Consider the following 16631-nt stretch of genomic DNA (forward strand, 5'->3'; position numbering starts at 1 on the left):
ACGTTTGCGTATTCACGACGCCCATGAGCCTTACAGGCGATGTCCTGAACCTAGAAATGCTTTTCTTGGTGAAGGTGAGCAGACTCGGTTGGCGAATGGAGTGTGTCCCGGTAAATACTCCCTCTGCTTCAATCTCCCGGGACCGAGGGCGCTAGCCCGTAGCGTAGATACTTTGTTATGTAAAGTTATTGGCCCGCATTAATCCTACATTATGTCGTTAACAATTTCTCTTAAGTGAACCTGGTACATCTTATTTTCTTCTCTTAGAATTAACATGTCTCCTCTGAAGTCTCTATCGGTTGATTTAATAGTTTTACCTTCCTCATTAACAAACTTAATTGTTTTATGAGTTTTAAATCCTCTGGAACCTCTATTTTCAAGTAGTATATATTCATTGTGTTTACTATATCCAGCATCAAATAAGAAAAAATTATCAAATACTATGAATCCAGAAGAACCTGAAATATTGGGATTATAAAAATCCACTTCATTGTTTTCTATCTTTCCTAGATTAAAATCACTATAGTAGTAGAACCAGACTTGATTATCATTAACAACATTTAAAGCATAACAGTCACAGATATCCGCATCATTATTTGAAAATACTTTGTTTCCTTTCTCATCCCATGCTACTAGCCCAGAAGCACCTACAGGCGGGTTCCATCCATAATTTCCAAAAACGCCTTCATCAAAATAACTTGTCCAAATCTTTCCCTTTTTGCTTACTTGTACATTTTCAATACCATCACCTAACAGTATCTCTATAATATCTACTCCGTCTAAGGTAACTATTTTACCGTTTAGATCATATTTATTATTTCCGTAATATCTGGTTCTAGCACCTACAAGAAGTAGCTTATCCTCTTGTAAAGGTTGCAAAAAATGATAGTTAAAAAATTGATTATAAATATAAGTTTCAAATATATACTGACTGTCCAAAATTAGCACTTTATAAGTATGTGCATCTGAGAGCTTGGATTTAACAAACATCCCATCAATTCTTTGAGGCTCTTCATCTACAAGCAACACATAAATGTTCTTGTTAAATCCAATTGTAGAAGATACAATTCTATAACCATAAACATAATTGCTTATATCTTCTATAGCCTTAAGCTGATAATTTATTTTTTTCTTCATTGTATCTCCTTTCTATATTGCAATCATTTTACATAACGTTGCGTATTCACGACGCCCATGAGCCTTACAGGCGCAGGCTGAACCTAGAAATGCCTTTCTTGGTGAAGGCAAGCCGACTCGGTTGGCGAACAGGATGTGTCGCTGAATTCACTTCAATGCCTTTCGACAACTGTCGACCGAGCCGCCCCCGCGCGGCAATGTGTGAATATTGTGTTATCGGATGGCGATGCCTTCTCTGTTCAGATTGCCATGGACGGCAATCCCTTTCTTGTTAAACTAAAGCACCCGTTACTTCAACAAAAAATCGAAATATTTTCAGTCCCAGATTTGTGGTCTATCAATATCCATTGTTCTCATATAGTCTAACAATTGACCTGTGTGAACAGATTCGTGATAAGCTATACGCAACAACATATCACCAAGTGTTCTAACATATCCTACATCAGAACGATCTATTTTAATGTTTTCTAAATCACTGGGATTGATTGTCTTTATGTAACAAATGAATTTTTCACGATATGGTTGGGCAAATGCCAAATCATCTTCTACTGTTGTAAATTTTTTTGCATCAAAAGGGTTAGACAAACTTGTTAACACTCCGCTACCTTTTCCCACAAGAATTTGATGATAAAGAAATTCACCTTCTAATATATGTCTAATCATCTCGGCACAAGTCATTGCTTCTTCATCAGGTTTCCATTCTAGCATCTTGCTCGGTATTGCTTTCCATACTTTTATGCTCCTACGTCTAATTTCTTCAAAATTTAGTATTATTAAATCATTCTGGTTCACTTTGTTTCTCCCCCTGTATACTTCTTATTCTATGACAAAGAAAGAACACTCGTTCTCACTATGCCAAATATGAAATATTTCATTAAAAGACTTTCCTTCCCATATAAATTTTAATTAATGTTTCATAACTCTTGTTAAACTAGTATATTCTATGCTTTTAAAAACTGCGGCCATGGACGGACGCACCTTTACATCGCTTTCCGATAACGTTCTTGTGTTCACAACGCCCGTGAGCTTACAGGCGAAGGCTGAACCTAGAAATGCCTTTCTTGGTGAAGCCAAGCAGACACGGTTAGTGAACGAGTTGTGTCGAGCGATACTACCTTGTATCCTCTTCGAGACCGAGGGCGCTTGTCGCCCGGCGCGTGAAAACGGTGTTATCGGATGGTGATGTCTACTCTGTTCAGAGGTTGCCATGGACGGCAACCCCTTTCTTGTTAATCTAAAGCACCCTATAGTTAATCAAAGAAGTTCAATATTTGATAATTAATTTAAGCTGCATATTGTTATCCCTTTTTACCTTCCCCGTTAGTACAATTTTATTCTTATTCTCCTGTTTCCCAACTACCTTGCAACTTCCGAATGTAAACGATTTGTCCAATGTGATATGCGTTATGAGTAGATACATTTCCTAGTAATGCCCACCACTTCGCAGGCACTGGAAAACCTACAACATCATTTTCAATTTTTTCTTTTGTTAATAAACTTTGCCATCGTAATAACACTTCTAATAGGTGGTCTTTTAAGTAATTAAATGTATGGTTAGCATGGATTTCAAAACTTTTATTATTATTTCCTATTGACTGTACAGCATTGAAATCAGATTCTTGGTATCTTTTTTGCCATGTTTGGTTCCAATATAATAGATGTTGCACAATTTCGGCTATACTATGACTATTTTCGTTTGGCTTCCAAAATGCTTGCTCTTCTGACAAATCTTCTACTGATTCTGAAAATGTTATATACCAACTAGGGTCATTAGCATTTGCTAACAACAGTTCAGATAAAACCTCTTTTGCATGAACCATTACCCCACACTCCTCATTTTAATATCTTTAACAATCCTACTTCGATAGTTGAAGATAAATATTATTAATTAAAGCACTTTCGATTTTTTAAAATTTGTGGCCATGGGCGACCGCAACCATACATCGCTTTCCGATAACATATTTTTTCTGACATCTATCATAATAAATGATATTTTAATAGATTTTACGACAGATGTCGTAAATAATCACTTTAAAACTTGAAATCTATTGTTCATCAGGCCTTTCATGTAACATTCGATCCAATGGACTTTGGATCCTACTGACATCCTTTTTGGTCACATGTGTATAAATCTCAGTCGTCGTTGAATTTTTATGTCCTAATAATTCTTGGATATACCTTAAGTCCGTCCCTCCTTCTAATAAATGAGTAGCAAATGAATGACGCAGAGAATGAATCGATACTTTTTTGGTAATTTTAGCATTGGTACAAGCCTTTTCAAAGATTCTTTGAACTGTCCTTGCTGTAATATGCTTATCTGGATTTTCACCGGGAAACAGCCACTGACGTGGTCGGTACATCATCACATAATCTATTATGACGTCTAATGCAGCTTTGGAAAGGATGGTGTATCTATCTTTTCTTCCTTTTCCTTGCTTAACATGTAGCAACATTCTGTCTTTATCGATATCACTTACTTTTAGTTGTACCACTTCACTCACACGTAGGCCAGCTGAGTATGTCACATAAAGTATAGCTCGGTGTTTTTTATTTTTTACAGAGTTTAGTAAACTATAAACTTCTTTAAGACTCAGTATAGTAGGCAGTTTTTGTTGTTTTTTGGGTCGAGGAATATCTAGTTTCATCTGTCTTCCTATTACATATTCATAATAAAAGTTAAAGGAACTGATCGCTTGGTTAACATATGAATGGGTTCTTTCTTTCTCTTCTATTAGGAAAAGCAGATATTGCTTTACATTTTCCTCCGTTAATTCACTTGGTAATTTATTAAAATATCTAGATAATCGTTTAATATGTAATACGTATACCTTGCGAGACCGCGAACTATAGCCGCGTAGCTGAAGTTCATGTTTCTTTTTTTCTAACGTATAGGCTAGAGGAATCTCTATATTTTTACTGTTGGACATTGTAGAAGAATCGGGATTATTGAACGTTGGTGAATAGATAATTTTTTCTTCTGAGAAGACTCCCTTGACGTGTTCCAGTGCTTTTCTCGTGTTTGGAATAATCCAACATTTCTTTTCTTGATTCCACTGACGTCCTTTTACTGCTCTTATTTTCTGTACTCGTTCTTCAGAGTAGGGAAAATATACGTGTAGCTCGTATTCACTTACTTTTTTTATCCTTATCGTCATAGCTTTACCTCTTTTTAAATTGGAGTGATACGATGGTGTCTGACATGGTTATATATATCATAAATGCATACTTTTTAATGGAAATAATTTCTTTAGTTCTTCAGTATACTACAAAAATCCTTCCCAAAAACAAAAAAAGCACCTTTTCAGGCACTTTTTCAGGCACTTTTTGTCAAACATTCGAATTATATGTTTGTCGGCGAGTTTTTGAAGCATAAGCTTTCCGAACGGAAATTTTATGGTTTATGTCACACAGAAATAAAAAAACCACCAAATTAGTATTTTGGTGGAGGCGGTGGGAGTCGAACCCACGTCCGAAGATAACGCAACAATAGCCTCTACGAGCGTAGTCATTGTATTTGAGCTTCGCCTATTAGAACGCCCAACGACTGGCCACCTAATAAGCTAACCTGATTAGCTTAGACATGATCCGCAGGTGGAGAACCATGCTGCAGCCCACTGATGAGTGAACCCTAGTCTGTCAACATGGGCGATTGACAGGTAGAGCCGCTAGCATTATGCTGCTAAAGCGAAGTTATTGTTAGATTTGCCAGTTATTATTGGCGAATGCGTTTTTACGAGGCCGACCCCTCGACTCGCAGCTAAAGCCCGAACTATCCCCGTCGAATCCAGAACGCCCCCTCATAGGAGTGTCTGTTCTAAGATAGTTTTACAGCTCAGCTGTTATCTTCAAGCGTACGTTACGCTCTATTCAGCTGTCGTCAGTGACTCAATCGCTAGTCTCTGATAGTGTCACTAGATAATATACTATAGCATATTCACAGTAAAAATGCAACTTTTACACTGATCAAGTGTGCCGTAACCCCCTCCGAAGCAACCTTTGAGTGAAGCTCGAGTAGCGGAGGAGAGGAGCACCAGCCTTACGCTCTTTGACACCCCATAGCACGTGACGTGCCCCTCCGAAGCAACCTTTGAGCGAGGCTCGAGTTGCGCAGGAGTGGAGCACCAACCTTACGCTATTTGACACCCTATAGCAAGTGGCAATTGGCGTGCCCTCTCCGAAGCAACCTTTGAGTGAAGCTCGAGTTGCGGAGGAGAGGAGCACCAGCCTTACGCTATTTGACCCCCCATAGCAAGTGACGTGCCCCTCCGAAGCACCCTTTGAGCGATGCTCGAGTTGCGGAGGAGAGGAGCACCAGCCTTCCGCTATTTGACACCTATAGCAAGTGACGTGCCCCCTCCGAAGCAACCTTTGAGCGAGGCTCGAGGTGCGCAGGAGTGGAGCACCAACCGTACGCTATTTGACACCCTATAGCACGTGGCAATTGGCGTGCCCTCTCCGAAGCACCCTTTGAGTGAAGCTCGAGTTGCGGAGGAGAGGAGCACCAGCCTTCCGCTATTTGACACCTATAGCAAGTGACGTGCCCCCTCCGAAGCAACCTTTGAGCGATGCTCGAGTTGCGGAGGAGAGGAGCACCAGCCTTACGCTATTTGACACCCCATAGCAAGTGACGTGCCCCTCCGAAGCAACCTTTGAGCGATGCTCGAGTTGCGGAGGAGAGGAGCACCAGCCTTACGCTATTTGACACCTATAGCAAGTGACGTGCCCCCTCCGAAGCAACCTTTGAGCGATGCTCGAGTTGCGGAGAAGGGGGCCACGCCACTAAACAAATTACATCTTCTGCCGCTCCCGAAACGCCCGCTCGATATCCCGCTTGGCATCCTTTCGTTTTAGCGCCTCACGCTTATCGTGTAGCTTTTTACCTTTCGCTAGAGCCAATTGTAACTTGGCATAACCGTTTTTGAGATATAATTTTAGCGGAACCAAAGAAAAGCCTTGTTCCCGTGTTTTACCGATCAACTGATTTATTTCCTTACGATTGAGCAATAATTTCCGCGCCCGTTCAGGCTCATGATTGTAGCGATTACCTTGCTCATACGGGCTGATGTGCATATTGTGTAGCCACACCTCTCCGTTTTTGACACGGGCGAAGCTGTCCTTTAAATTAGACCTTCCGGCTCGGATAGACTTAATTTCTGTCCCCGTAAGAACAATACCAGCCTCAAACGTTTCTTCTATATGAAAATCGTGTCTGGCCTTTTTATTCTGGGCCACTGTTTTAATCCCTCTAGCCATAGGGTAACACCTCGATTCTATCTGTACCCTTCATTATATCAATATCTGTTTCCATAGTTCAACAGGTCCGATTTTGTAAGAGGTCACAATAACGCCATTAGTGATAAACAACCCCGAATAAGATGGCGATCCCGATCACAGCTAAAGGATGCAAATGGAAAACGAAGATGAGCACAGCTGCAACGCCAAAAATAGCTATGTTCATCGTGTTCGTCATTTCCTTCATCCCTAGCTCCCAAGTGACTTGGAGCAGGAATACGATCACCACAACCCGTAAAACCTTGACGATGCCCTCTATCTTAGAGATGTTCTTAAATTTAATGTAGAGCGTGGTGAGTATGACGACGAGGACAGCCGTGGGGATGACCATTCCCCCAATGGCTGAAACAATACCAAAAACACCGCCAACTTTATAACCGACAATGGCAGCGATTTTAGTTGTGATAGGACCGGGGAGTGTGTTCCCTAAGGCTAAGGCCTCCATAAATTCATCATGTGTCATCCAACCGTAATTTTCGACGACTTCTTTTTCTATAAAAGGAATAGACGCAGGCCCACCACCGAAACCGAAGAGCCCTGGCTTAACGAAACCTATAAATAGTTGCCAATAAGTGATCAGCGATTCTGCCATCCTTACTCCTCACCCTTTCGGATGGACACAACCGTATCGTTCCAAGCCTGCCCACCACCGACAGGATCGGCATCACTGCGGATAATCGCATTAGGATTATAGCCCGTTGTCGTCCACCACCGCTGTTCTTGGTTTTCTCGCTGTTCTTGCTGTTTTTGACCCCCATTTTGACGCTCATGGATATCTGCCCGTGCCCGACTACTGTTTTGACGCTCAAGGGTATCCGCCTGTGCCCCACTACCATTTCGAAGCTCAAGGGTATCTACCCGTAACCCACTATCGTTTTGCTGCTCAAGGATATTTGCCCGTACCCGACCCCCATTTTCACGCTCAAGGATATCTGCCCGTGCCTCACCACCGTTTTGCTGTTCAGAAGTATCTGCCTGTGCCCGGCCATTGTCTTGACGCTTGGACGTATGGGCTTGAAGCACAGATCGGGGTAAGCCTTGACCTGAAGCGACAGGACCGTATGCGGTATGACCCATACTGGCAGAGATGGCAACCACTTTTGGATGAATGCCTTCGGTTATGAACGCTTTGACCTCTAAGTACTGCTCTCCGTCTGGTAAATGTAACGTCACATCATCGCCATCCTCTATGCCTATCGCAAGCGCCGACTTTGGATGTAACCACATCGGGTTATCATGGACGATCTCCGCTAACCACTTCTGGTTCATGGTTCGAGACTGTGTGTGAACGTTCCATTTAAAAGTGGTGAGGACAAACTGATCGTCAGCCAGCTCCTGATGATCCAAGGGCACGTACGTCGGCCATGGACTATATGACGTCCCGTGTGTACGATTCAATTCATCTATCATAGGGTTGTAGATGGTGAACTTCCGAGTGGGGGTCTGAAACCCACGATACGGTTGCCCATCTACCATTATACCTATAGCCGTGCCGTCTTCACGTCGTATGATATCTGTACCATCCTCGACATAGGTGCCTTGTAACGCTTCCTTCGTCAGCTTCCTTTTGTACGGTTCATAGTTCGGGGTGGCTTCATTGTGCCAGTGTATCCCTTCCTGCTTCAATGTTTCCCAGCCTCCAGGGACGTTCACCGCCCACCTTTGCACGTAGTCTGCCGCCGAGTCGTATGCAAAATAAGCCGCCATCCCTTCCCCAATCGCTAAGGCGATGTCTTTCATTATATCTCTAATATCTCTAGATTCTCCTTGTGGAGGCACAACCGGTTGCCGTAACCCTATATAGGGAGTTAATTCATACGAATTTCTGGTGTCTAGGTCCCATTTCTCCAAGAACGTAGCATCCGGTAATATGAGGTCGGCAAGATGCGCTGATTCACTATAAAAAGCGTCAATGGCCACATGAAAAGGGACCAATGATTCATCTAAATACACATCCTGGACCGTTGTTTCTCCTTCTGGCCAACTCATGGGCGCGTTCACGTAATAAGTGATCAGTGCCTCTACATCCACCTTGCCCTCGGCAATATAAGGATAGATGGTGGAAGACACAGCACCGGGATACAAAGCGTTAGCGAGCGGGAACGCCGACGGATGGGAAAGTTCCGTTTGCTTTTGAGGCTTGGGCGGCATTGGCACTGGCGGCGGATAAGCGCTTGAGTCAGGTTTACTCGACGTGTAGCACCAGCCCCCTTTTTGCCCTACACTGCCAACGATCGCATTAAGGAGTGTGACGGCGGATTCATTATAAAAGCCGTTACGATGGGCATGTGTCCCTCGATTAGAGATCGTGGTACACTGGGGTGCCGCTTCAGCGAACGCCTTGGCCAGTCGCACGATCGTTTCAGCGGGTACGCCACTTTCCGCTTCGGCCCACTGAGGGGTGAACTGAGACAAGTGATCCTTGAGCGCTTGCACAGAGGTTGTCGTCCATTTTTCAATGAACGCTTCATCATATAAGCCCTCCTGCATGATCACATTCCCCATGGCCAGTGCCACAAGACCGTCCGTCCCAGGAAAAATAGGATGCCATTCATCTGACTGCGCAGCCGTATGAGATAAGCGCACATCGAAGGTGACTAACGTCGCTTGCTTTTTAAGCTTCCCTTCAACCACACGTTGTAAAAAGGGGACATGGCCTTGGTGCGCCTCATATAAGTTACTCCCGAAGTTCAACATAAAAGACGTGTGGGCCACATCATTGGTATCCCAATCTGTATCGCCAATAGCGGCTTTAATGGCCATCCGTTTGTTCAAGGAACACAACCCACGATGGCCCACTTTATTCGGGGTACCGAAGGCGTTTGTAAAGCGCTCCAGTAAGCCATTCGTGCGATCTCGACCGTACTGAAGCACCAGTTTTTCCGGATGACGCCTTTTGACTTCACGCAAACGATCCGCTACTTCATCGATCGCTTCCTGCCACGTGATACGCTCCCATTGTCCTTCGCCTCTTTTTCCTACTCTCCTTAAGGGATGAAGAATCCGGTGAGGGTCGTAGAGCATATTGATCGCCGCGTGACCTTTGGCGCACAGCTTTCCTCTGCTATTAGGGTCTTTGGGATTGCCTTCTAGCTTGGTGACTTTTCCCTCCTTGACATGGGCGATCATGCCACATACTGTGCTGCAGTTAATACACATGGTTGGGATCTGCTGCTCCTGCTGCTTCATGGACGACCCTCTCCTCTTCCACGCGGGATGGATGACGCTAGGCGAGTGGTTTTATGTTTTTGTGCAAGGTCGTTAATGCCGCTAAGGCGGGCTAAACCCTCTCTGAAGACTTCATCTGGTTGTATGTAGTACACGTGTGGGACTAGCTCGTCGTCCGATTTGTATATAGGCTCCGCCCCGTGTTCACGTATATGCTGGGAAATGTCGGAATCGGGATCGCTGACGTCTCCTATCTCTAAAGCGTTGGTTGGACACGTACTGACACATGCCGGTAGGCCACCGTCAGCCATTCTGTCGGAGCAAAAGTCACACTTTTCTGCTTTACCCGTGTCAGGATGCAAGTATATGGCATCATAAGGGCAAGCCGATACGCATGCACCCACACTGGTACACGTGTCCTCATTGACGACAACGACGCCGTTCTCATCTTTAGATAATGAACCTGTGGGGCACGAGGTGATACAAGGGGCGTCCGTACATTGGTTACACATGAGCGGTACAAATTGCTTTTTTACTTGGGGGTACGTTCCCTGTTCTTGTGTTTCAACTCTGGTTCGAAAAGACCCCAACGGAACGTCATGCTCCGATTTACAGGAAACAGAGCAGGCGTGACATCCTGCGCAAGCTCTCAGGTCTATGAGCATCCCCAGTTGCTTCGTCATCTCTCTCCCTCCTTCTCCTCTACATGTGCGCGATCCGTCTAACTGGACTTCCTTACAGGGGTCGACTTCTCTAGGACCTTCACAGCTTCAGGTTCGATGACGGCGTAAACATCATCCCCTTCTTCCATGCCCATCAGTGCTGTGATGTCCTCTCCTTGAACCTCTACAACGAGCGGTATGGGCCCTTCTAAGTCCACCCGTAGGCGGTTTCCGTACATGAGTATGTTGATTACTTTACTAGCGAGGACATTGGCCCGTGAGGCTGATGGTTTCTCCTTGGTCAGTCGTATATCCCATGGTTGAATCACGATGGATTGCTCACCTTCACTTCTCGCCGTTGAGCGTAACGTTTCTCCCCATCGTTCTAGTTTAAAATGAGCTAACCCATCTTCCTGTTTCGTCATTCGCCCATCGAAGTAGTTGGTGCCACTAAAATCAGCGACAAAAGAGGAACGCGGCGCTTGAATAAGTTCTTGAGATGTCCCTTCCTGAATGATTTTGCCTTCGTCCATGACGAGAATACGTTGCCCTAGAGAGATGGCGTCTTCATAATCGTGTGTCACCACAACGGCCGGGATGTTTAATAAGGACAATGTTTTCTTCAACTCTCTTCGCACGCGATCGCGTGTGGTCACGTCAAGGGCCGATAGCGGTTCATCCAGTAGAAGGATTTTCGGTTCTAGCACGAGTGCTCTGGCTAAGGCCACGCGCTGTTGCTGACCCCCGGACAGTTCATCAGGCATATTATCTATGTACTCCGTCATCCCCACTAAGGCCAGCTGTTCCTCCACCCTCTTTTTTTGTTCAGCAGGGGGGATGTGTCGGGCCGCCAGACCAAAGCCGACGTTTTCGTAGACGGTTAAGTGGGGAAACAAGGCATAATTTTGAAATAAAAAGCCAATTTCACGCTCCTCAGGAATCATATTAATCTTTTTGTCATGGCTAAATAGGAACTGGTCACCGATGGTGATCTCACCCTGATCGGGCCGAATTAGCCCTGCGATGGCTCTCAATGTGGTACTTTTACCACAGCCACTATGCCCGACGATCACGAGCGTTTCCTTCCCGATTGTAAACTCAATATCTAACTCGAAATCACGTAGTTCTTTACGGATATTACATGTGAGCATGTTGCTGCTTCCCCTTTCTCTTACGCCAATATCGCTTGAAGCGCGGATAGTATTCGACCCCTTTGACACTGAGTAATAAAATGAAGGCCACGAGGATCAGCAATGCCGACAACGCAACGGCGATGCTCATATCGGATTCCATCGCTGAGAAAATGGCTAAGGGCATCACTTGCGTCACTCCGGGAAGGTTTCCCGCAAACATAATCGTGGCCCCAAACTCACCTAATGCACGTCCCCAGCTTAACGCTGCACCGGTAATAAGTCCTGGCGCAGCCAAGGGCATGATCACCTTGAAGAATGTTCGCAACCTTGAGCTGCCTAGTGTACGAGAGACCGAAATAAGATTAGGATCTACGCCGGAAAAGGCGGTACGAGCCGCCATGATATAGAATGGCGCAGATATAAAGGTTTGAGCCATGACAACCGCCACGGCTGTAAAAGCAACCTGAATCCCCATCATGTCAATCCAGGTACCGAGCAACCCGTAACGGCCAAAGACCATGAGAAGCCCCACACCGGCTACAGCTGGCGGGATCACTATCGGAAGCTGAATGAGGACGTCTAAGAACTGCTTCCCCGGAAAATCTTTTGTCGCTAAGAAATAAGCAAGGGGTGTCCCAAAGACGAGGATAATGGTCATCGTGATTAATGTGGTATAGATGCTTAGTTTTAACGATTCGTAAGCCATAGGGGTTTGTAATTGGGTCCATATCTCCTGAGGAGACATATCAAAGAAAACAGCGACCATAGGGAGAAAGATAAACCCTAACGCTAGGATGACAATCAATGAGAATAAAGGAATTTGGAACCATTTATACATATTCAAATCGCTTCACCTACTCTATGACATTACTTATTTTCATAAACTTATGTTTGGCTAAAATGTCTTGCCCTTCCTCGGACAAGGTAAAATCCACCCATTGCTGAGCAAGATCAGGATTTGGGGCATCTGATACGACGGCAATCGTGTTATTTGTGATCACATTTAAATCCTCTGGGATCTCGATGGTTGTCACTTGGTCTTCGATGCTTGGTATGACATCCGTCACGTACACGATTCCTGCGTCTGCTTCCTTAAGCGTAATCTTACCTGATACAGCTCTCGTGTTCGTTTCTAGGGAGACCACATTCTCTAGCACATTTTCCTTATAGTTTGATCCGAAGGTGTCTTCCGCTTTTTTTAGGAACGCTCTGGCGTACTTTCCGATGGGCACTGTTTCTACCCCTACGACAAGTTTATAATCTTTGCTATCGAGCTCTTCTAAACGCTCAAGGTTACCTGGATTATCTACGGGCAAAAGGACCGTCAAAGTATTGTGAGAGAAAATGGTATCTTCACCCACACGCCCTAATTGCTGTAAATCCTCCATATGTTCTAAGTCAGCGGAGGCAAAAACATCCGCTGGCGCCCCTTGCTCGATCTGTGTCCGAACGACCTGGCTCCCGGCAAAATTAATGCTCACGTCAACGTCATGCTTTTCCTCAAATACTTCTTTCAGTTCCGTAAAAGCATCTTGTAGTTGAGCCGCTGCGAAAACTGACAGCGTTTCACCACCCGCTTCCTCACCTTGGCCTTGACTATCAGCCTGTGAACAGCCAGATAAAACAAACAGACATAAACCTATCAAGACAAAAGTTGTGACGTATGAAGTCTTGTGTTTTTCCATTTTTCTCTTCACGTACAGATCTCCTCTCTTACCCATTACAAAAGTTTTATTGTGTATAACTTACCGTTATGAATTTTATTACTATCATTTATATTTGTCTACTTTAATGCTTACGGTCTCAACTTATTATTCCTGACGAAATGGGTCTGTGCAAGTCAATAAGAGATAAATGGCGTGCTGCCAAAAAATGCCCAAGCAAAAAAACCCCATTTTTGTTTTCTTAATAAAAATGGGGTTCATAGTCTGTCACATATCTCATGGTACATTATGTCTGATTGTACATATATCTGCTTGTACAAATGTATCTGCTTGTACAAATGTATCTGCTTGTACACAAGAATTATCTGCTTCTTACATATATCCACATCTACATATATCTACATCTACGTATATCTGCATCTACATATATCTACATCTACGTATATCTGCATCTACATCTATCCACCTATATATATAGTGTGTTTAGCGTTTTCTTTTCTTTTGAGCTTTCTTCGCTTTTCTTTTTAAGCCATTGTTTTGTTTTTTCTTATCGTCTTTTTTGGGTTTACGTGTCCCTTTTTTATCTTTGCCGTCGTTTAGCTTAATGACTTTGGCTTTTTTATTTCTTTTGAGTGGCTGGCCTGTTTCACGATCCACCATTTCAAAATCAATGGAGCGTTCGTCTAAGTCTACTTTGACCACCTGTACAGTGACTTGATCTCCTAAACGAAAGACTTTACCTGTGCGCTCACCGATCATAGCGTACTGTTTCTCATGGTAGTGATAATAATCATCCGTTAAGTAACTGACATGGACGAGCCCTTCGATGGTGTTGGGGAGTTCTACAAAGATACCGAAGGAGGTCACACCGCTGATCACGCCTTCAAACTCTTCCCCTACTTTATCCTCCATGTATTGTGCTTTTTTCAAGTCGTCCGTTTGACGTTCAGCCTCCTGAGCCAAACGTTCTCGATTAGACGTGTGCTCAGCAATGACCGGGAGTTTTTCAGCCCAAGTTGCCTGCGTGTTCTCTTGCACATTTTTCTCAAATATATATTTGCGCAGAAGACGGTGCACGATAAGGTCAGGATAACGACGAATCGGAGACGTAAAGTGAGTGTAATAGTCTGCGGCTAAGCCGAAGTGCCCGACGTTTTCAGACTCGTATCTTGCTTGTTTCATGGAGCGTAGCATGACTGTGCTGATGATCGCTTGTTCTGGCGTATCCTGAATTTGCTCAAGCAACTGCTGTAGCGCTCGTGGATGGACACTATTCGCTTTGCCCCGCACTAGGTATCCAAAATTAGTGATAAACTCAACAAACGCTTGGAGTTTTTCTGGATTGGGGTCTTCGTGTATACGATATATGAAGGGCAAGTCCATCCAGTTTACGTGTTCCGCTACGGTTTCATTGGCGACCAGCATGAACTCTTCAATGATCTGTTCAGCAATGGAACGTTCCCGAATGTGCACCTCCACTGGCTTACCATCTTCGTCCACCTGTATACTCGCTTCCTTAAAGTCGAAGTCTATCGCGCCCCGTCCCATACGCCTTCCTCTTAAGATCAGGGCCAATTCCCTCATAAGATCGAAGAAGGGCACTAAGGGTTCATAGTGCTTGACTACATCGTCGTTTTCTCTTTCCACGATTTGACGTACGTCGGTATAAGTCATACGCTCTGTTGAACGAATCACGCTCGGAAAAATGTCGTGCTGAATCACTTCTCCTTGTGGTGTGATTTCCATCTGACAGGATAGCGTCAAACGATCTACTTTTGGATTCAAACTACATATTCCGTTGGATAGGCGATGGGGGATCATAGGGATGACCCGATCAACCAAGTACACACTGGTCCCCCGTTGGTAAGCCTCTTTATCTAGAGCTGAACCTTCTTTCACATAATAACTCACATCAGCAATATGTACGCCTAGGACGTAGTTTCCTTGGTCATTTTGTTCAAGTGAGATCGCATCGTCTAGGTCTTTGGCGTCTGCCCCGTCGATGGTCACGATCGTTTCTTCTCTTAAATCACGGCGGCCTTTGATTTCTTCCTCATCTATTTCGTTAGGAACAGCCTCAGCCTCAGCCATGACATCCTCTGGAAAAGGACCGGGTAGCTCGTAGGCACGTATGATGGAAAGGATATCGACGCCCGGGTCATTTTTATGTCCCAGAATTTCGAGCACCTCCCCTTCCGCATTCCTTCTGCCTTCGGGGTACTTGGTCAGTTGAACAACAACCTTATGTCCTTCAGCTGCCCCATTAAATTTCTCTTTGGGGATGAAGACGTCGTGGGTCATGCGCTTATCATCGGTGACAACGAAGCCATAATTCTCAAGATCCTGGAAGGTGCCGACCACCTGTTGTACACCACGCTGAATAATCCGAATAACCTCACCCTCTAGCTTGGGACCGGATGATTCATGATTGATTCTCACGAGTACTTTGTCTCTGTTCATCGCACCGTTTAAATCTTTCCCCGCAATGAAGACATCAGGCTGTTCCGCTATGTCTGGAATAAGGAAACCGAACCCCTTGGCATTCCCTTGAATGGTGCCTTTGACCAGGTTCATTCTTTCTGGTACACCGTATCTGTTCGAGCGAGTGCGGATAATTTCGCCTTCTTCCTCCAGCTCATTCAAAAGCTTAACGAGTTGCTTAAACGCGTCTGAACCGTCGATCTCAAACACTTCTTCAAGCTCCTGAACGGTTAAGGGCTTATAGGCGTCCTCCCGCATAAAGTCAAGTAATGTTTCCCTGTTGATCAAGGCTATCACTCCTTTCTAGTCGTTTGATATATTGATGTACGATGTCAAACAGGTCATCTTTTTCTTCGTCTAAGGTAATTATGTGTCCTGATTTCTGAAAATATTTAAGCTCCTTTGTGGCACTGCCAATCTTCTGATATAAGATTCTTCCACTGCAGGGATCTACCGTTTCATCCTGCTCAGATTGTATGATCATGATAGGCGCTCGAATCACGGGTAGTGCATAGCCCACATTCTCCATAAGGTTATGCAAGCTGGCGATACATTTTATGGGCGTGCGATCATAGATGAAAAGTTCTTTTTCAATATGATAGGCCTTTTTCTCCCGACGTTTGAGGTAAGGCTTTAGATGATAAAGGTATTGTGCTAATCCCATCCTTCGATCGTGTACCTTAATTGGGGCACACAAGGTGACGATCCCCAAGACCCGCTCATACTGAGCAATTTTAAGTGATAGGAGTCCACCCATGGACAAACCAACAGGTACAATATGCTCACACCCCAACGCTTTTAAGTGGCTATAGCCTGTCTTGGCACTCACCCACCAGTCTACCCACGTTGTGCACGCCATTTCCTCTGGTGTGCAACCGTGTCCTTTTAGCAGAGGGGCGTGAACCGTGTATCCTTGAGCATGTAGATACTCTCCTAACTCCCGAATCTCATTCGTCGTTCCCGTGAAACCGTGTATGAGTAAAACGCCTACCTTTGAATCGGTAGCTTTTAATGTCAATGGCTGTGGTAACGTTGTATGTTCCATAGGTGCACTCCCATTCCTCCATTCTAATGCTGCTGATGACAGAGCCGCA

General features: G+C 44.5%; 14 protein-coding genes and 1 other RNA gene. 1 reads left to right on the top strand and 14 read right to left on the bottom strand.

From position 1 onward, the window contains the following. Positions 1–204 precede the first annotated feature (204 nt). On the bottom strand, positions 205–1137 hold the full coding sequence (locus tag JKM87_RS06205; protein ID WP_202079117.1) for a hypothetical protein: 933 nt from the start codon (positions 1135–1137) through the stop codon (positions 205–207). Between the two features lie 315 nt (positions 1138–1452). After that, positions 1453–1929, bottom strand: coding sequence for a DinB family protein (locus JKM87_RS06210; protein ID WP_202079119.1), 477 nt, complete (start codon positions 1927–1929; stop codon positions 1453–1455). A gap of 151 nt (positions 1930–2080) precedes the next feature. Here JKM87_RS06210 and JKM87_RS06215 point away from each other — a divergent pair, with 151 nt between their 5' ends. After that, positions 2081–2320, top strand: a complete 240-nt coding sequence (locus tag JKM87_RS06215; RefSeq protein WP_202079121.1) for a hypothetical protein — start codon at positions 2081–2083, stop codon at positions 2318–2320. A 154-nt stretch (positions 2321–2474) separates the two neighbouring features. Here JKM87_RS06215 and JKM87_RS06220 read toward each other — a convergent pair whose 3' ends face one another. The 12 genes from JKM87_RS06220 to JKM87_RS06275 form a co-directional block, all read right to left on the bottom strand. Next, positions 2475–2957 (bottom strand): DinB family protein, encoded by a 483-nt coding sequence (locus JKM87_RS06220; protein WP_202079123.1) that lies wholly within the window; start codon positions 2955–2957, stop codon positions 2475–2477. Positions 2958–3182: 225 nt separating this feature from the next. After that, entirely contained in the window at positions 3183–4292 is a 1110-nt protein-coding gene (locus JKM87_RS06225) for a tyrosine-type recombinase/integrase (RefSeq protein ID WP_236838646.1), read from the bottom strand. Positions 4293–4576: 284 nt separating this feature from the next. After that, positions 4577–4934, bottom strand: a transfer-messenger RNA (tmRNA) gene (gene ssrA, locus JKM87_RS06230). 991 nt (positions 4935–5925) lie between these two features. Then, a complete protein-coding gene (gene smpB / locus JKM87_RS06235; protein ID WP_202079124.1) occupies positions 5926–6390 on the bottom strand; it encodes an SsrA-binding protein SmpB in 465 nt (154 codons plus the stop codon). Positions 6391–6487: 97 nt separating this feature from the next. Then, complete coding sequence (locus JKM87_RS06240) at positions 6488–7021, bottom strand: chromate transporter (RefSeq protein WP_202079126.1); 534 nt, start codon at positions 7019–7021, stop codon at positions 6488–6490. Positions 7022–7023: 2 nt separating this feature from the next. Continuing rightward, positions 7024–9618: a molybdopterin-containing oxidoreductase family protein gene (locus JKM87_RS06245; protein WP_202079128.1), complete on the bottom strand. Its 2595-nt coding sequence runs from the start codon at positions 9616–9618 to the stop codon at positions 7024–7026. After that, positions 9615–10280 (bottom strand): 4Fe-4S dicluster domain-containing protein, encoded by a 666-nt coding sequence (locus tag JKM87_RS06250; protein WP_202079130.1) that lies wholly within the window; start codon positions 10278–10280, stop codon positions 9615–9617. The genes JKM87_RS06245 and JKM87_RS06250 overlap by 4 nt, the downstream gene beginning before the upstream one ends. A gap of 38 nt (positions 10281–10318) precedes the next feature. Further along, positions 10319–11410 carry an ABC transporter ATP-binding protein gene (locus tag JKM87_RS06255; RefSeq protein WP_202079132.1) on the bottom strand — a complete coding sequence of 364 codons (1092 nt, stop codon included), beginning with the start codon at positions 11408–11410 and terminating at the stop codon, positions 10319–10321. Next, entirely contained in the window at positions 11397–12230 is an 834-nt protein-coding gene (locus JKM87_RS06260; RefSeq protein WP_236838661.1) for an ABC transporter permease, read from the bottom strand. The genes JKM87_RS06255 and JKM87_RS06260 overlap by 14 nt, the downstream gene beginning before the upstream one ends. Positions 12231–12246: 16 nt before the next feature. Then, positions 12247–13089, bottom strand: coding sequence for a molybdate ABC transporter substrate-binding protein (gene modA, locus JKM87_RS06265; protein WP_202079136.1), 843 nt, complete (start codon positions 13087–13089; stop codon positions 12247–12249). 450 nt (positions 13090–13539) lie between these two features. Further along, on the bottom strand, positions 13540–15795 hold the full coding sequence (gene rnr / locus JKM87_RS06270; RefSeq protein ID WP_236838663.1) for a ribonuclease R: 2256 nt from the start codon (positions 15793–15795) through the stop codon (positions 13540–13542). Between the two features lie 4 nt (positions 15796–15799). After that, on the bottom strand, positions 15800–16582 hold the full coding sequence (locus JKM87_RS06275) for an alpha/beta hydrolase (RefSeq protein WP_202079141.1): 783 nt from the start codon (positions 16580–16582) through the stop codon (positions 15800–15802). Between the last annotated feature and the right edge of the window lie 49 nt (positions 16583–16631).

This window comes from Caldalkalibacillus salinus (genome assembly GCF_016745835.1).
GTDB classification, from domain to species: Bacteria; Bacillota; Bacilli; order Caldalkalibacillales; family JCM-10596; genus Caldalkalibacillus_A; species Caldalkalibacillus_A salinus.